Raw genomic sequence first — 17422 nt, 5'->3', positions numbered from 1 at the left:
AGCGCCTTTTCGAGCTGACTCATGCAGGAGTTGGCTGGTGTAGGAGCTGGCTTGCCAGCGAAGGCGTCTGCATGAGCAGCGCATGGCTTGGCGACCTCTTCGCCGACAAGCCGGTTCCTACTGGCCAGATGCAAAAACGCCAGGCTAAGCCTGGCGTTGGGGAATCAGGCCGGTTCGACCTGCAGCGCAACCCGTTCGCGACATGGACACTCGTCCATGTAACGGTGCGCCTCGACAAACTCGCTGAAGGGGAAGACCCGGGTCTTCAAGGGCATCAGCACTCGATCCGCAGTCAACTGGTTGATGTCGCGCAGCGCACGCTGCAACGCCACCTGATCCTGAATGATCCCCAACTCCGGCTTGCCGGTGAAGTTGCCGATGCAGTGAACAAAGAACTGGATGTTCTTCTGGAACGCCGCGCAGGCCGGGAACGGAGTCTGGTTGCCGCCTTGCAGGCCGTACAGCACCAGGCTGCCGCGAGGTGCCAGGACATCACCGAGCATCGACATCTGTGGACCGCCCAGGCCGTCGAACACCACATCGACCCCGCGATTGTCGGTGAGCTTGTTGATCTGCATCAGCAGGTCCTGCTCTTCGGTGACAATCACCTTCTCGGCACCGAGGGACAGCAGGTACTCACGCTCTTCAGCGGTCTTGGTAGCGGCAATCACCCGCACACCCAGGGCCTTGCCCAACTGCACAAAAGACGGGCCGGCACAGTGGCTGGCATCGGTGACCAAGGCGAATTGCCCGGGCTTGACCCGTGCCAGGTCGGCGTAGGCGAAATAGGCGATCAACAGCGGCGTGTAGTGCACCGCGGCTTCGATAGGGCTGAGCACATCCGGATAACGGGTCAGCGCCGAGCGTGGCAGGACGATCTGCTCGCCATACACCGGATAGTCATTGGGGCTTTGCGCGGGAAAGCTGGCGACCTTGTCACCGACCGCAAGGTCGTCGACGCCCTCGCCTACAGCCGTGACCACGCCGGCCATTTCATGCCCGAGGCCGGATGGCAGACGCGCATGGGACGACGCCAGGTTCTGCCGCCAGAGCACGTCGTACCAACTGATACCGATGGCTTCGACTCGTACCTGCACTTCGCCTGGCGCAGGCAACGAGGCCGCATGCTCTTCGCATTTGAGCACCTCGGCCGGTCCAAACTTGTGAAAACGAATCGTGCGGGACATCGCAAACCTCGTCAAATTAACCTCTAATGCCACGAACTTTATCCGGGCTTTGAAAGCAAGACTATCAGTGCCTATTAATAGTCGACATGTCTGTCATTGATTCCGTGCCCTTGAAAATCAGGGCGGACAGCGTGCCAGGCCCCAGCCTGACTACAAACAAACAACATTTAGCCGATGCAGAGTACCAGCCTTTACCCGTAAGATTCACGCCGGCCATTGTTCCGATATGGCCGCTCCCGTCAAGTTCGCTGACTCTGCCAGGACTCCAGATGAATCGTAATGACCTGCGTCGTGTCGACCTGAATCTGTTGATCGTGTTCGAAACACTGATGCACGAACGCAGTGTGACTCGCGCCGCTGAGAAGCTGTTTCTCGGCCAACCGGCCATCAGTGCCGCCCTGTCACGGCTGCGCAACTTGTTCGACGACCCGCTCTTCGTACGCACCGGCCGTAGCATGGAGCCGTCGGCCCGGGCAGTGGAAATCTTCGCCCTGCTCTCACCGGCCCTGGACTCGATCTCCACCGCCGTCAGCCGCGCCGCCGAGTTCGACCCTGCTACCAGCACCACAGTGTTCCGCATTGGCCTGTCCGACGACGTGGAGTTCGCCCTGCTGCCGATGCTGCTCAAGCGCCTGCGGGCCGAAGCCCCAGGCATCGTGCTGGTGGTGCGTCGGGCCAACTACCTGTTGATGCCGTCGCTGCTGGCCTCCGGCGAGATTTCCATCGGCGTCAGCTACACCGCCGACCTGCCGGCCAACGCCAAGCGCAAGGTGCTGCGCCGCAGCCTACCCAAACTGCTGCGTGCCGACACCGTACCCGGCGCCCTCAGCCTGGACGACTTCTGCGCCCGGCCCCACGCCCTGGTGTCGTTCGCCGGGGACCTGAGCGGTTTCATCGATGAAGAACTGGAGAAGCTCGGACGCAAACGCCACGTAGTGCTCGCCGTACCGCAGTTCAACGGCCTGAGCACCCTGCTGGCCGGCACCGACATCCTCGCCACCGTGCCCGACTACACCGCCGAGGCCCTGACCGCCGCCGGTGGCGTACGCGCCGAAGACCCGCCGCTGCCGGTGCGCAGTTTTGAACTGCACATGGCCTGGCGTGGTTCACAGGATAACGACCCGGGGGAACGCTGGTTGCGCTCGCGGATTCAGATGTTCTTCGGCGACCCTGAGAGTCTTTAGGCGTCGTCTGGCAGGCTGTTCGGCTGATCATTTCTGCCTTTCCACAAACCATGGAGCTCCATTCACTTCCGGTGGATTGCTACATTGGGGGCACATCTGAGGGCATGCTTTGGATGGTTTGAAAAGGATGCTCCCAGCCTGAGGTCCAACAGCCCTTTTTCGGAAAAGTCCTACGCTACTGCTCGCAAACCACCATCGCACCAACTGTTTTGATCATTAGCAATAGAGTGTAGGCTCTACTCTACTAGTCTCGATGTCTGTTCTAAACCGATTGTCGTAACCAGTGATGGGCAGCTTACCGATGCCGTTCAGTCATGAATGCACGTAGAGATGATGTCATTACCGTGCTGAGTCGAGTTTCTTGCCAGCACCACCTGTTCCAGAATGTCGAAATCTACAAGGCACTGACTCCAGTCAACGCCGTAATGAGCGAAACCCGTTCGATAGCCTTGGATGAATCCGTTTTTCTTGAAAAAACCCTTTCCGCACGCCCCCATGCAGTCGAAGCCGTTAATTTCTTCATGCGTCATGAAAAAGATCTTCAAGGTATCGGACAGCATGGACAAGCAGGTTTGGCCAACCATTTGGAAACCTGCCTGAGCCCGAAGCCACTCCTGCAAAAATTCCGGCTCCAGGCTCATGGTGTCGGGATCGAATGGCGGTGGCTGGTAAGGCGCTTCCTGTGCATCAATTTTGCACATGGTTTCAACGAACGGGGCTGCAGCCTCATCGTAATAGTCTGGATAAATGCCGTACGCTCTTTGAGGAAGAAATCTACGTCCAATCTATGCACCTCCCGGATGACTCGAGGGCAGCTCCGTCAGTGCCCATAGGACAGCCATTTATAGTCCCGGCCGATCTAACGTCGGAAACCTTACCTCGGGCGTTTCGGATGCGAGGACGTCAAGTCAGAGGACGGGACTGTTTGTTCGCGTGGAAATTTTAGATCCATCATTGCCCAATTTGATGGCAGATTGATAGTCTATCAGCTCGCCTGCCTGGTAGACATCGCTCTGCAGCGCACACGTCCCAGGATGGATAGGCATACCTCTAAGGAGCATCTGCGGCTTGGTCGAGCCGCAAGGAGTGCGTCAATGGAAAGAAACGTCGCCATCATCGACGCCACGCAGCAGTCACTGGTCAACCCAAGCCTCAGGGATCCTGTCGAGTACCGCAAAAGCGGTCTGAGCCTAAACCATATCGTCGGCTGTCCACTAGATTGCAGCTATTGCGTGAGGCACCTGTTCGGAAACTTTGATCAGCGTACGCCCCAGGCGTTGATGAGTGACGAAGAGGCGTTCGAACGGTTCGTCTCACATCGATTTTTCCAGCCCCACATCACGCCAATCCAGCTTTTCAATCGGGCGACTGACCCGATGCTGTCGGACGTGAAAAGCCACACGCATAACCTCTTGCGGCTGTTAGATGAAGCAGGCCTGACCAACAACGTCCTGGTCATCACTCGCTGGCGTGTAACGCCCGAGGACTGCGAACGCTTCAACGCCTTGACCAACATCAAGCTGACAATTTTGGTGACCTACTCGGGGATCGAAGATCCGAAGGTCGAGCCGATCAAATCGTCGATTGCGGCTAAAAGCCTACGTACCCTTTTCAAGCATGCCCAGCGGTACAGGACGCTCCTGTACTGGCGTCCCATAGTCCCTGGGCTCAACGATTCTGAACAGCATATCGCCCGCGCTGCTCAGCTGGCGAAACACGCTCACGCCACGGTGTTCAGCGGTTTGTTTTATCGCCAGGAGATTGCCCAATACTACCAAAGCCAAGGCATCCCTGAACCTTACACCTCAACCGCAAGACGCAAGCTTCTGCCGCTGGAGGAGGAGCAACGTTTGCTGGGGATGTATCAGGCGCAAGCTCCAGGTACTCCGATCTTCAGAAAGACTTCTTGCGGGGTTGCCTATGCTCACCAGCAGCCCGACTACAACGGTCATTTCGGGATCACCGAGTTGTGTGACACCTGCCCTACTGCTCAGTACTCCACGTGCAAAGCTGCCTGGAAGAAACCTGAACAGTCAGTGCTCAATAGCTTATGTCAGCGCATGGGAGCCGAAGGTGACCCTGTTATTACCGAGCGATCCATCATCGTTCGGGGTCTTGATGAACAGCGACGTTACTTCATGCAGCACACGCTGGGATATCAAGTGCACGATGCCGACAAGCCGCACCACTATGATCGCCATGGACGCGCGGAAGCGCATAGGAACATCTGATGACAGACACGGAGTTTCAGTGGCCCTCCGAGCCCATCGTAATCGTCGACGTTGAAGGAAATGGCCAGACGCCGCCTGACCTCGTGGAGCTCGCTATTGCCGGTTTCCCTGTCATCGAGGGAGCAGAGCCTTCCAGCTGGCTCATCAAGCCGCCGAATCCAATCACTTGGCAAGCCAAGCGTGTACATGGCATCGGCAACTCGAAAGTGAAGACTGCACCAGTTTGGGAGGAGCTGCGGGCCAGCGTCGAACAACATTTGCAGGGCAAATGGTTTGTCGCACACAACGCCTCAGTCGACTATGGCGTGATGAAGCGCTACCTGCCCGACTGGGCGCCAATTGGAGTGATCGATACCCTCAAGCTAGCACGCCATGTGTACCCAGATGCAGAAAGCCATAGCCTCTCATCACTGCTGGCCTTGACAGGTTTGGACGCTGAAGTCTCGGGTGAACTGCATCGCGCTGGAGAGGATGCACGAGTGACCGCCCTCCTCCTGAATCGCCTGATCAAGGACTCGCTCATCAAGAGCTGGATTGAAGTGTGCAAAATCGCCCAGCTCAAGATTCAAAAGGAGAAAGAAGCTTCGCCACCGGAACAAGGAAGCTTATGGTGAGCTCCGTTGTGATTGGGGTCGCCGGCACCCACTCAACCGGCAAATCAACCTTCTGTAATGAGCTGCGGACGGTACTTGAGTCGAAAGGAGTTCGCGTCGAAACCATTCCCTCCTTTGGGGCTCTTGCCGTGCAGCAAGGCATTCCACTGCTAACTCAACACACGTATGACTCGACGATGTGGTTCATCGAAAGGACGCTCGAGGCTGAGCAGGCAGCCCGTATTAACGCGGAAGTTGTACTTGTTGATCGCCCAATCATGGACGCGGTGGCGTACTGGAACGCTGCTGTTGAATATCGGGGCTGCGAAGTAGCGGCACATGAGCTGGAAGCGATCGGCGCCTTGATGACGGGTCATAGCCCCAACTATACGACCGTTCTTGCCACAAAACTTGAACCCTCAATTGCTCTCGGCCCTGGTCGAGACACAGATAGTCACTACAGGGCAGCAGTGGACACGCACCTTCATGAGCTTCTGGGTCGGCATTCAATCCATCACCAGGTTCTATCTCACGGCTTGCGCGAAGCGCTTCTTGCGCAAGTTACCGCCGACGTATTCCTACGCATGGGATTAGCATGACTTTGACTACACGCGGGATGCTGGCTGGGAAGTCGGTATGTCGCCTTGGTTTCGGCACCATGCGGCTGACAGGGCCAGGTATTTGGGGGCCGCCTGCCGACGAGAGCAACGCGATTCAAGTCCTCCGCTTGGCAGTCGCGTCAGGCGTTCAGCATATCGACACTGCCGATGCCTATGGCCCGCACGATGTCGAAACATTGATCCGCAAAGCTCTGCACCCCTTCGCGGATGATCTGGTCATTGCAACGAAAGGTGGGTTCACGCGCCAAGGCCCGGGCCAATGGACACCTTGCGGAGTACCAGCCTACCTGCGCCAGTGCGTTGAACTTAGCCTGCGCCGACTTGGCGTCGATGCCATCGACCTTTACTACCTGCACCGAATTGACCCAAACGTCCCGCTCGCCGATCAGGTCGGAGAGCTGGAGCAAATGCGCACGGAGGGTAAAATCAAAGCGCTGGGACTGTCCAAGGCGACCATCGCGCAAGCGGTGGAAGCATCGAAGATTGCTCCAATAGCTGCCATCCAGAATTCTTTCAGTTTGATCAATACCGACTCGGATGACGTTGTGCGATGGTGCGAGAGCAACCACGTTGCCTTCGTGCCCTATGCCCCCTTGGGAACTGGTCGATGCTTGGCAGTAGAAGGCTCTAGGGAACCAGCGAACCCGGCTCTAGCGCAGGACGCCCTCCGGTGGCTGCTGGATTACTCGCCCGCTATGTTCCCCATCCCAGGGACATCAAACGCCTCGCACCTGCTGGAGAACATGAGGGCCGCGGACGCAGACTAGACGACTAGCCACTCATCAACTGGGCTTGGATCAGCCTGAACAGTTCGGCCTGGTAAACCGCGTCATGGAGAGCGTCATGGTCACCTTTCTTGCGAGGGTTGACGATTTTGGCGATCTCACTGGAGCGGGTCTGCTCCCAGGTGCTGCGCGCGGCGCCGAAGTACATCGATTTGATATCCAGAGCCGCGATACCGAAAGGGTTTTCCCCCAGGAAGTAATGGAAGTAATGGTTCACAAATGCCCAGTCGAACGAGGCGTTGAAGCCGACAAATACGGCCCGCGTGCCCTCAGGTGCCACCTGTTCAACCCAAGCCTTGAATTGCTGCATGGCTTCGCGGGGATCTAGCCCTTCGGAACGAAGCTGCTCCAAAGACAACCCTGTAACCTCCAGCGCCTCCGGGACATATCGGTCACTGGTAGGTTTGAGGTAACAGGAGAACGTCTGGGTGTCATCAGATACAAGGCACGCCCCGATCGACAGCATGCTGTATTCCCCGGGGATAGGCCCTGATGCCTCGACATCCACGGAAATGAAAACTTCTGGTGTTGCAGTCATTAGCTACTCCTCGGCAATCAGTCATCGAGTCAGCCCGTTCGCAACTCGATTGCGGTGCGCGGCCGAGGTACATCAGCCGCGCAGGTGCAACAGCACTTACTTGTCTTCCATAACAGGCGAAGGACGCAGTGACTCAATGGAGTCCTTCAAGTCCTTGAACGTCAGCGCGCGATCCGGATAAGCCAGTGCGAGTGCTGCCGGATAGAGACGGGTGCGAAGGTCAGAGTACGTCCATGCCGGCCGCTCGCTACGCTCTCCGGTCAGCGCAGCCAGCTCTTGGAACTGCTTGTCGGTCAAGCGCAACCCCTGCAGATCCATCTCGAACAGGGCTTTGCGCTCATCAGCGTCGGGCCTGCGGAACTCTTCGACGATCGCTGCACGGCGCTGGAGCGCGGCGTCGACCACCGACAGTCGATTGGTACACAGGAACACGACCACTCGCCCCTTGTACTTACGCATCTCGTCCACGCCCTGGATAAGCGTGTTCACCGCAACCTTGTCTTCATGATGGCTCTGGCTTTGAGAGCGGGATGCAGCGATGGAGTCACCCTCATCAATCAGCAGAATCGCTCGCCGGTTTTTACCGGCCGCGTCCGCGACCTCCGCCCAAACTTGAGTCAGCAACGTGCCCATTTCACCCACACGCCCGCTACCGCGGACACGGTTGCTCAGTTTGAGCAGCACCGAATCTTCCGCCCCGGATTCGCGCACGATGCGATTGGCGATGCACTCGGCCATGGCCGTTTTGCCCGTACCAACGTCACCGTGGAAGATGACCAGTGGGTACTGATCTGCAACCAGGCTGCAGATCGGCAAAACACTTTGGTGGTAATCCTTGCTCCAAGCCCCTAGTTGGCCGACATCCAGTAACAGCCGGAGTTGGTTATAAACCCGGTCGTATCGCTTAGCGAATCCTAGGAGGCCTGCCTCACGCGCAGACAGTTCACCATCGGGCAGCACCGTTTCGGTATCAAAAACACTTACTTTGCTCATTGGCCGAAATCCTTGCGCTGTACACCGTAACCGTTGCTGGAATACTCGCGGCCTGGCTTTGAAGCCAGCGAGGCATGGCTGATGTCAGCCGTGGAGGGTGACCAGGTGCGCTTGAACTTAGGGGTCAGTTTTTCCTCAGCTGCAGAGTCGTAATGGTGGGTGTAGGACAACACAATACGCAGCCTTCCCTCTGGGCACCTTGGCCACAGGCTGTCACCAGGCCGCTCATTGCTCAACGTTCCCGACTCCGCGTCGATGGTGAAGCATGTTGCCTTCAACTCCTTTTTATCGCCGGAGAGAATGGTAACGTCCACCGATTTCAAGTAGCCGCCTTTGGCCAACAAATCAATATCATGAGCCCACTCCTTCGCGCGCTCCTCAGTAGCTGCGCCAGTGCTGGATGCGATCATCATCAAGTCCATCTTGACTCGCCGCATGACGGTCTCGATGTCTGCGACCGAGTAAGTTTCTGTCCGAGTAGCTGTCTGACTCATGCCGCGTCCTCCACGCTGAAGTTTTTACCGAACAGCTCTTTCCAAACGTCGAAGTCATCGTCGACAGACGCCAGGTATGCGGTCTCCCACGACGATTTGGCGAGCGCGACAATCTCCTTACGCTCCGCCTCGGTGATACGACTGGCAACGTTGTTGGCGTTGCACACTGGATCAAGGATGACGACAGCGTCATCGAAAGCCGGGATTACCCCAGTATTTTCGGGGAACTTGATCACTTCCTTTAACTGAGACTGAGCGATGTAGAGCAGGAAAGCGCGAAACCTCTCTTCCAGCGATCCCTCCTTGCCGTTGACCTCCAGCACGTGGGCCATGATGAGCTCGATGGCGAACGATTTGAGGGTACACTCCGTGTAGTTGCGCCACCGTTTGGCCAAGCGCACCAAGGTACGGAAATCGGCGTCTTCTTTCTTACGATCAGCGACGAATTTGATCTGGCAGGGGGCGCACGTCTCGACCTTCGACCCATCCACACGATCAAACTGCCAGCCGTAACCTTCTTTGTTTGGGTTGGCGATCACCGGGACGATGTCCACATCAAGCCCCGTGCCCTTGAAGGTCACCGTCGCTGCCTTACGCTGGATGACAAAATCGTCAACCGCCTTGTTTGGGTACATCTCGATCAGCGCGGCGTGGATCAAGTCGCTCAGGCTTTTGTAGGTCTCCTGGCTAACGCTTTTACCCGAGATGTAGAAGACCACATCCACATCGACGGGGTTGTCGCTGCTTTTGCGCAAGATGGTGTGCTTAGCGAAGGAGCCAGCCTTGACCACCCGTTCGATGGTGATCTTGTGCTGTTCGCGAATCTTGCTCCGCAGCGCTTTGATCAGCCTGTCGACCTGGGCGTTGTATATCTCCCGTTTATCCTTGGGCAGGCGCAGCACGTTACTGTCGTAGCGTCGAATCTCAGCGTTATTCAATGGCATGACACTTAGCCTCGATGATTTGAGCCAGCCACCACCTACCGTACGCCTCCCCATGAGCCGGCCAGCCAGGTGACAGCAGGTGCCAGGGCACCTATTTAACGGCGGCGCATGCGTGGAATTGGAGCCGGAGCCTCTAGGTTTCCGGGAAGACCGATTGCCATCTACAGGTTGCTCGCGTAGCCTAACTATACGACTACTTTTTAGATGTAGTCTAGTTTTTATACGCACAGAGGCAACCATGATGACTGATGAACCCAATGCGCCGGGCAACAGCCCAGCTTCACCTGCACGCCCAGGCGCGCGCTGGGGTCAAGAGCGTCGTTTAGAATTTATTGACTACCGACTCAGGTGGGACGGGCAGATCAACCGAAGCGATCTGACTGATTTTTTTGGAATTTCCGTACCGCAGGCATCTATCGACCTTTCCGAGTACGCGCGCTTGGCGTCGCATAATCTTGAGTACGACAACCGCACTCGTGTCTACCGATCCACCGCGGCCTTCTCACCGGTTTTCGCCTCAAGCGCATTGGATCGCTACCTGGACGACCTGCTCAGAATCGCGATCCAGCCTGACATCCCATACGGAAGCTTTCTGGGTTGGCACGCGCCTGTAGCGACAGTGCCCCGCCCTGGACGACGCCTGGATGCAGATACTGTCGGTCTGGTGCTGAGAGCGATTCGTCAGCACCATGCCCTTTTCGTGACGTACAGCTCGCTATCGACTCCGGAACCGACTGATAGGAAGTTGACGCCTCATGCGCTTGTTCAGGATGGCGCGCGTTGGCATTTCCGAGCGTTCTGCCACACCAAGCATGAGTTTCGAGATTTCTCGCTGTCCCGAGTGATCACGGCCCGCGACGCTGGCCCTGATGAGGATCGAGCTGCTGGGGATACTCAGTGGCACACCATCGTGGATCTCGTTATCGGCGCCAATCCTCGCTTAAAGCCGCATCAGAAAAGGGTCATCGAGTGGGACTATGCCATGGAAAACGGCGAGATCACCTTGCAGTGCCGGCAGGCTCTGACGTTCTACTTGCTGTACCAGTTGAACCTGCAGGAGGAGAAGCCTGAGAACTCTCCCCTGCGGCAGCAGCTGACCCTTAAGAACCGCAAAAAAATAGAGCATCTGCTACCGCCGCTGAGCTGACTAAACGAGCAAGATGCCTGCCCCAACACTTATCAGCACTAGGAGCCTCTGGATGGCCAGCTTAGAAAAACAGTGCTTCCTGATCGCAGGGAGCATTTCGAAATCAACGGATCGAACACAGGTCGGACGGGCGCATCAGCTGGTTCGCGGCCTGACGAAAGCAGCGCTGGCTGAAAAGGCTTCACTGGTTGTCTATCTCAGCGGCGAGCCGAAGAATGAGCACGGCGACTCCATGGTATTCGATTGGACGATTGCCCGTGAAGTGGAGCAGTTGAGCACCCAGTTGGACGTTAAGGGCAGGCTGCACATCGTCACATCCCAGCGCTCCTTGTACAGCAAGATGGATGACGAAGGTCGTGAGTTGGTCAGCCGCCTGGTTGGCCAAGACATCGCCCAGATTGAATACGTAGATGACGACGTCGTCACGGGTGGAAATATTCGCGACGCGCAGCTGGATCTGGCGACAGCCATGATTGCCATCAGTGGAGGCAAAGGCGTTCTCGACCGTGCCCAACGCGCGCTCAAGCTTAAGCTTCCAGTTTTTCCTTTTGACATTGATGTCGGGGCATTCTGCGATGATGGCCCGGGTGCCCCCCTGCTCCACCGGCAGTTCACCCAAAATCCAGCCGCCTACCTGCCTCATACCGGGGAGAGCGTTCGTCGCAAGATGCTTGGGCTATCAGCTCAACATACCCTGGGTGACCTCCAGCCACTGGCCGACAAAACCATTCAGCTCTTCGTTGATGAATTTGCGGCGAAGGACGCGGCAGCGTCCCCGGATGTCCTGGTGCTGACAGCGTTGCCTGTCGAACTGGCCGCAGCTAAGCATGCCCTTGGCATCGATGAAGACGATTACGGTTTTCAGAGCGAGCATGGCATCCATGTCTGGCGAGTCAAGGTTGAAGGCCGGAACGGCCCTCTCACCTGTGTTGTAGCGTCGTTCAACGGTGCCGGAAATACCCAGGCATCAGCAGTGACATCAATGCTCATTTCCGAATTCCGACCCCATGCGGTGTTCATGATGGGCATCGCTGCCGGGATGCGATCGAAATTGAAGCTCGGCGATGTGATCTTGTCCGAGCGCGTAGTTGCTTATGAAGGTGCTGCCGCGCTTTCGGGCGGTGTCATGGTTGCGAGGCCAGACATGTCCAAGCCCGAGTTCAGAACCCAACAAGACATGGGGGCTTACCTTGCCCGCGGCTCCCGCTTAGCACGCCTAGCACGACACGCTGAGTCCGTAGGACTGGTGTTCCCGCCTTCATCAGCCGCCGGCGAAGTGTCAACGGCCCTGAACCCAACACTCACCACGATTGCGGCAGGCGAAAAGCTCGTACGCGATGAGCAGCTCTTCAAGAAAATGCAGGAGCTGCATGGCAAGGTGTGTGTCGCTGAGATGGAGGCCCACGGTGTATTTGAAGCCTGCTCTAGACATGAAGTCCCCGCTCTGGTGATTCGAGGGATCAGTGACCATGGTGACCACCTCAAGGACGATGCACTTCATTATGTGGCATCGATGGCCGCGGCAGTCGTGACTGCTGACTACATCGCTCATGGGCTTATCTTGCACCGCAAATAGGTCGATTTGCGATTGGCTGGAGATGCAGCAAGTCGTCACCAGCCACCGTCGCTGCCACCGACCGACACGGATCTGACTACTCTTAGATAAGCCGATGCTCGTGCAGAAACCTCACCTCCCCGCTGAAATTTAGGAATGTGCATGACCGCTGCCATCAGTGATTCAACAGCCCAAATCGCGTTTTCAATGTTTGAGAACAAAGGCGTCTACGCAGTGCTTCTTGGCTCGGGCGTATCACGCTCGGCGGGCATACCGACCGGCTGGGAAATCACCATGGAGCTGGTGAAACGATGGGGTATAGCGTCTGGTGCCGGCGAACAGGAAGATTGGCTCGCGTGGTACGTAGGTCAAACAGGAGAGCAGCCCAATTACTCCACGTTGCTCGAACGCCTGGCGACAACCCAGACTGAACGGCGAGCGATCATTCAAGGCTTTCTGGAACCTAGCGAAGACGAGTTAGAGGATGGCCTTAAACTGCCTACCCCCGCACATCGAGCGATCGCTGCGATGGTCAAAGCGGGTCATGTACGCGTGATCATCACGACGAACTTCGACCGACTCATGGAAAATGCGCTGCGCGATGTCGGCGTTGAGCCAACTGTCGTCAGCTCAGAAGACACCCTCGCAGGAGCGGAGCCACTCACTCATGCGTCCTGCTACATCCTGAAGATCCATGGTGATTACAAGGATGCCAGGATCCTCAATACCGATGGGGAGCTGGGCAAGTACCCGCCAGCGTTCAATACGTTGCTTGACCGCATCATCGATGAGTTTGGGCTGATCGTCGCGGGCTGGTCAGGTGAGTGGGATCATGCGCTGAGGGCGGCGTTTTTGAGGGCGCCCTCCCGTCGCTACCCGACCTACTGGCTTTCGCGAGGAAAATTGAGCGAGCGTGGCCAAGAGCTCATCATTCAGCGGCGCGCCAACGTCGTGACGGGCCTGGATGCCGACACCTTCTTCGATGGGCTGAACCTCAAACTGGAAACCATCCAGCAATCCCGCCTGCAGAACCCTGCCGGCATCGAGCTGACTCTCGCTATGGCCAAACGCTTTATGGCCAGACCCGAACACAGGATTCAGCTCGATGATTTAGTGACCAGCCAGGCTCATCAAGCGATCAGCCATCTGGCTCCTCTCTTCGCAGAACGACCTCAGGGCAGCACGTCCAAGGATTTTACCGACCTGGTTGAGATCTACGAAGCGGCCATCGAGCCACTAGCACGCCTTTGTGCAGTGTTAGGGCGATGGGGTGCAGGTGTTGAGCATACGATCGTTTTGGATGCGATCAAGGGCCTGCACGCTGCGTCTCAGGTCGAGCAGTCAGGGTGGGTAGCTGGACTTGCATTGAAGAGTTACCCGATAGCACTTGTTACCTATGCGTATGGCATGGGACTTGTGCGGGCCAATCGCCTGAGCGAGCTAAACGAGCTGTTTAACACGACACTTATCAACCGGCGCGAAATGCCTTTCCCTGTGGGACTTGATCTATCACCGTTCTACGTTGAGGGAGTCAATGGCCTGTTTGAATTATGGAAGAGCTTCGAAGACCAAAGTAGAGCTCTTACTCCCTTGTGCAACCGACTCCATGACCGTCTTACGCCTCGGTGGGCGCCTGACTTCGCAGGTCTGCAGGATCACGGGCTGCTTTACGAACGGTTTGAGTTTTTCAGTTTCCTGTTCTTCTGCGAGCAACGCGGAGTCAGTGAAGAATCACTCGCGGATGCGGTGAAAAACCACGGTTTCAAGAAAATCGCATTGGGCCGGCTTTCCTGGCATTCAGAGACCATCAACCGCTTCGCTCACGAATATGCGACCGAAGAGTACAGGGCCCCGCTGCTGGCAGCAGGGTTCGCACTTGGGTCGCAAAGCTACCTGGAGCAAATGCTTGAAGGACTGAAGCGGCTGTCCAGGTACTGACGCCTCACGCATTCCAATTAATGCAAATACGATTCAAATGGGGTACATGCGTTTGCTGGTGAAAACCCAGGACAAGTTTGGATTCTGGCAGCGGGCATCGAGGGAGGTGATTTATGCGTTCTTCATCGGGTCACTGCCACTCCTGGCCACCACCTCACCAGAAGAGGTGAGCGTTTTGGTGACCGCGCTACTGACCGCACCCGAGCTCATGGCTTACTACGTGTACCTGCTCATAGCATTCGCTATCGTCAGCATCTTCACGCTTAGGGTGACGTTTCGATCCTTTCACCTCATTGGAAGGTCGCGGGAAGTGCACACGTTCTTCATCAACGTAGGAGGTAGCTTGCTGACTGCCTGTAGGGCTGCGTTGGGGGCGATGATTGGTGATCTGCTTGTATGGTGATACCGAGCAGTTGATGACGTGAGTGCAGGAGGAGTACATGCAGTGATCAACTACGCCTCCTTGACCCTGATGTTCTGCATTGGCCTTGCGTGGACAGATGAGACCCTCAGAGACCCGCATACCGTTAGTAGCTACAAATGATGGTGGCTGCCAGCAACTCCAGCACAAATGCCTGGCGCGCGGTCATCACGTGGGTTAACCCAACGGCAGACTGAGAAGCTCTGATGACCAAAAACCTCTGTCCCTGCAAGCCCGAGTTTTCGGCCAATGGCTACTGTTTGGCCTGCGACGGTACCAAAATCAAGAATGCTAACAGAGAGAAAACGCTGAATAGCAATCTGCTCCGGCGCATTCCTAGCTGGGAGGAATACCTGAGCTTTGATGGCGCCCATTGCCACCAGCTATGGGCGAAGCTTGATGATCATTGGCGATGCCCGTGCTGCGAACGGACACGATACCAATTGCTACGTTGGACGATGCTTTACCCGAACAAACCGCATAGGCGAGAAGGCTGGGCTGTAGGTCTCCATACTCACCATGACCATGGAACCGACCCTTACGTACGAAAACCGCTTCCTGGAGAACCTCATCGGATCACCACATTTGCTCCCGTCATCATCTGCGAGCAATGCAACAGTGCTGACGGCACGGTTAAGAGACGCCTAGGCCTTCCACATTCCTTTACATTTGCGCCACTTGAGATCCGTCAGTTCGTGTGGCCAACGCCTCACGGCAAGCACATCATTCATTACGAGCGAGCCAAAATGATCTACGACCATGTCACGACTCGAGCACCGTTGTTTTTTGGCTAACAGGTTCAACTGAAGGGCATCCAATCAGCAGTCAAACCAAGCCCACGTCTGTACTTCGCAGCCAAGCTGCCCGTAAGATTGACGTCGCACCTATCCGAGTAGGAGTGACCCTTTTGCCGAACGTGTTCTTTTCTTATTGCCATGCTGACGAAGCGCTGCGCGACCAGCTGGAAAAGCAGCTTTCGATGCTCAAGCGCCAAGGCGTCATTGAGACTTGGCACGACCGCAGAATCGGAGCAGGTCAAGAGATCGATGTTGCCATTGATGATCACATCAACAGCGACGAAATTATCCTGTTGCTGGTAAGCCCCGATTTCATCGCTTCCGACTATTGCTACAACATCGAGATGGCTCGCGCGATGGAGCGCCATGCCGCTAAAGAAGCGACTGTCATTCCTGTGATTCTTCGCCCATGCGATTGGCATCATGCCCCCTTCGGCAAGCTGCTTGGTACGCCCCAAGATGGTAAGCCAGTGACCCTCTGGCCTGATCGGGACGAAGCATTTTTGCAGGTTGCGAAGGAGGTTCGGAAGGCCGCCGAGCGACGCAGCCGTGGCCAACCGAACACTGCTCCGCGAGCTGAACGCAACGATTTCAATGGAGGTTCAGCGCCCTCCCTTATCGCCCCGGCTGGCCCTAGGTCGAGTAACCTTCGAATGGCTAAGAGCTTCACCCAGCTGGACAAAGACCGCTTCTTGCTCGACAGCTTCGAGTACATCGCCCGCTATTTCGAGAACTCGTTGCTGGAGCTCCAAGCGCGCAACTCAGGGTATGAAGGGGTGTTCCGTCGGATAGATGCAAATCGCTTTTCTGCGAATATCTACAAGGACGGCCACGACGTTGCAAAAGCGGCAGTGTTTACCGGCGGCCAGGGCCAGATGGGCGCCGGTATCTACTACAGCCATGGAGACTCGTTTGGCGGCGGCTCGTACAACGAGGCGCTCACCGTAAATACGGACGACCAATCCATGTACCTGAAGACCTTCGGCATGGCGTTCCACACTCGGCAAGACCAGAAGCTTTCCCAAGAAGGCGGTGCCGAGACGCTTTGGGGCCTTCTCATCGCACCGCTACAACGCAATCGGTAAATCATTGCTGGGTGCGAATTAGCCAGAACCCAGGGGGCACCTGGCCTTGACGCTAAATAGAGACATCAATCAAGCAAGCCCCACTCTCTCAAAAAATAGCGTTTCATCCCAGCAAACGGCTTATCGTCCGAAGCATGCAATCGAACACGCGCCAGCAGATCTTTTCTTTTTTCAACAGTAAAGTTTGCACCCTGAAAAACAAGCGCTAAAGTTTCAAGCTCATAATACGCATTCCACCTGAGCCTTAGTAACTCTTCTCTATTCAGCCCCAACATATCAACAGCTGCATCCACTACCCTAGTTGATCTCGCAGTAGAATTTGATACCAACCATACTTCCTTTGTGGCCGGCTTCGGGTCCCACGAAAAGTCCAGCTCCGGATCGTTCAAGTAGGGATTTAGAAGATTCGCATCTTCGACCAAAAACAACCCAGACACATCTAGATCACTCGAAGTCACCGGATCAGGACAAAGACTTTTTATCAACTGGGCAAGCGCATTAGAGTCAGTTGGCAAAATAGGCGGGACTACTGGAGAGGGAAGTTTAGGCCCGGAAACAAAAAAATTATCCCCCTTATAGACCTGATTGCACACCTGACAGCTGAACGTATAGTTATCATAACAATAAGCCAACCACCAATACTCACTTTTCGGCCGAAAATGCTCGACATCACCATGAGCTACAACCGCTGTATCCGCCTCACAATATGCACATTTACTGTGAGACTCTTTTTTTAATTGCGGCTTGGCCTTACGCCAAACCTGACGGTTCTTGAACTTAAAACTTACTTTCCCAGTAGCGCCATCCGAATAATAATAACCCAGTAACTTGCTCAATTTTTTCTGGAGGTATGACCCCGTATAACCTTCCAGTCCTTTTCTGGTTCTAATGCGGACAATTTTAATCATCC

At 56.0% G+C, this 17422-nt stretch carries 17 protein-coding genes; 10 read left to right on the top strand and 7 right to left on the bottom strand.

The genetic code is table 11. The features are described 5' to 3' along the window. Positions 1–164: 164 nt before the first annotated feature. Positions 165–1187, bottom strand: a complete 1023-nt coding sequence (locus tag P7C00_RS15375; protein ID WP_346632841.1) for a zinc-dependent alcohol dehydrogenase family protein — start codon at positions 1185–1187, stop codon at positions 165–167. Positions 1188–1456: 269 nt separating this feature from the next. Here P7C00_RS15375 and P7C00_RS15370 point away from each other — a divergent pair, with 269 nt between their 5' ends. Then, positions 1457–2371 carry a LysR family transcriptional regulator gene (locus P7C00_RS15370; RefSeq protein WP_047304668.1) on the top strand — a complete coding sequence of 305 codons (915 nt, stop codon included), beginning with the start codon at positions 1457–1459 and terminating at the stop codon, positions 2369–2371. 308 nt (positions 2372–2679) lie between these two features. On the opposite strand, the gene P7C00_RS15365 is transcribed toward P7C00_RS15370, so the two are convergent. Continuing rightward, a complete protein-coding gene (locus P7C00_RS15365) occupies positions 2680–3072 on the bottom strand; it encodes a hypothetical protein (protein WP_404939775.1) in 393 nt (130 codons plus the stop codon). A 393-nt stretch (positions 3073–3465) separates the two neighbouring features. Between P7C00_RS15365 and P7C00_RS15360 the strand changes: the two genes are divergently transcribed. Genes P7C00_RS15360 through P7C00_RS15345 form a run of 4 tightly spaced genes read left to right on the top strand, consistent with a single transcriptional unit; the run spans position 3466 to position 6582 of the window. Then, positions 3466–4602 carry a radical SAM protein gene (locus tag P7C00_RS15360; RefSeq protein WP_404939773.1) on the top strand — a complete coding sequence of 379 codons (1137 nt, stop codon included), beginning with the start codon at positions 3466–3468 and terminating at the stop codon, positions 4600–4602. Continuing rightward, positions 4602–5216, top strand: coding sequence for a 3'-5' exonuclease (locus tag P7C00_RS15355; protein WP_404939771.1), 615 nt, complete (start codon positions 4602–4604; stop codon positions 5214–5216). Before P7C00_RS15360 ends, P7C00_RS15355 begins: the two co-directional genes overlap by 1 nt. Beyond that, entirely contained in the window at positions 5213–5794 is a 582-nt protein-coding gene (locus tag P7C00_RS15350; RefSeq protein ID WP_404939769.1) for an AAA family ATPase, read from the top strand. Before P7C00_RS15355 ends, P7C00_RS15350 begins: the two co-directional genes overlap by 4 nt. Beyond that, on the top strand, positions 5791–6582 hold the full coding sequence (locus P7C00_RS15345) for an aldo/keto reductase (RefSeq protein WP_404939767.1): 792 nt from the start codon (positions 5791–5793) through the stop codon (positions 6580–6582). The genes P7C00_RS15350 and P7C00_RS15345 overlap by 4 nt, the downstream gene beginning before the upstream one ends. A 4-nt stretch (positions 6583–6586) precedes the next feature. Here P7C00_RS15345 and P7C00_RS15340 read toward each other — a convergent pair whose 3' ends face one another. The 4 genes from P7C00_RS15340 to P7C00_RS15325 form a co-directional block, all read right to left on the bottom strand. Then, positions 6587–7138, bottom strand: a complete 552-nt coding sequence (locus P7C00_RS15340) for an exonuclease domain-containing protein (protein ID WP_401126146.1) — start codon at positions 7136–7138, stop codon at positions 6587–6589. A gap of 96 nt (positions 7139–7234) precedes the next feature. Then, positions 7235–8131 carry an AAA family ATPase gene (locus tag P7C00_RS15335; protein WP_404939765.1) on the bottom strand — a complete coding sequence of 299 codons (897 nt, stop codon included), beginning with the start codon at positions 8129–8131 and terminating at the stop codon, positions 7235–7237. Continuing rightward, entirely contained in the window at positions 8128–8625 is a 498-nt protein-coding gene (locus P7C00_RS15330) for a hypothetical protein (protein ID WP_404939763.1), read from the bottom strand. Before P7C00_RS15330 ends, P7C00_RS15335 begins: the two co-directional genes overlap by 4 nt. Further along, positions 8622–9569: a CBASS oligonucleotide cyclase gene (locus P7C00_RS15325; RefSeq protein WP_330213285.1), complete on the bottom strand. Its 948-nt coding sequence runs from the start codon at positions 9567–9569 to the stop codon at positions 8622–8624. Before P7C00_RS15325 ends, P7C00_RS15330 begins: the two co-directional genes overlap by 4 nt. 238 nt (positions 9570–9807) lie before the next feature. Here P7C00_RS15325 and P7C00_RS15320 point away from each other — a divergent pair, with 238 nt between their 5' ends. From P7C00_RS15320 to P7C00_RS15300, 5 genes are all read left to right on the top strand, one after another. Continuing rightward, the gene (locus tag P7C00_RS15320) at positions 9808–10716 is read left to right on the top strand and encodes a WYL domain-containing protein (protein WP_330213284.1); all 909 of its coding nucleotides are present in this window, start codon (positions 9808–9810) and stop codon (positions 10714–10716) included. 52 nt (positions 10717–10768) lie between these two features. Beyond that, on the top strand, positions 10769–12292 hold the full coding sequence (locus P7C00_RS15315; protein WP_404939761.1) for a purine phosphorylase: 1524 nt from the start codon (positions 10769–10771) through the stop codon (positions 12290–12292). Positions 12293–12433: 141 nt separating this feature from the next. After that, complete coding sequence (locus P7C00_RS15310) at positions 12434–14209, top strand: SIR2 family protein (protein ID WP_404939759.1); 1776 nt, start codon at positions 12434–12436, stop codon at positions 14207–14209. Between the two features lie 46 nt (positions 14210–14255). Further along, positions 14256–14612, top strand: a complete 357-nt coding sequence (locus tag P7C00_RS15305) for a hypothetical protein (RefSeq protein ID WP_404939757.1) — start codon at positions 14256–14258, stop codon at positions 14610–14612. Positions 14613–15537: 925 nt separating this feature from the next. Continuing rightward, positions 15538–16512, top strand: coding sequence for a toll/interleukin-1 receptor domain-containing protein (locus P7C00_RS15300; RefSeq protein ID WP_404939755.1), 975 nt, complete (start codon positions 15538–15540; stop codon positions 16510–16512). A 65-nt stretch (positions 16513–16577) separates the two neighbouring features. Here the strand turns inward: P7C00_RS15300 and P7C00_RS15295 are convergent, their stop codons facing one another. Continuing rightward, entirely contained in the window at positions 16578–17420 is an 843-nt protein-coding gene (locus tag P7C00_RS15295; RefSeq protein ID WP_330213280.1) for a hypothetical protein, read from the bottom strand. Between the last annotated feature and the right edge of the window lie 2 nt (positions 17421–17422).

The organism is Pseudomonas sp. JDS08PS003, from assembly GCF_045013505.1.
Taxonomy (GTDB): domain Bacteria; phylum Pseudomonadota; class Gammaproteobacteria; order Pseudomonadales; family Pseudomonadaceae; genus Aquipseudomonas; species Aquipseudomonas protegens_B.
This window is presented reverse-complemented; position numbering and strand designations above follow the sequence as displayed.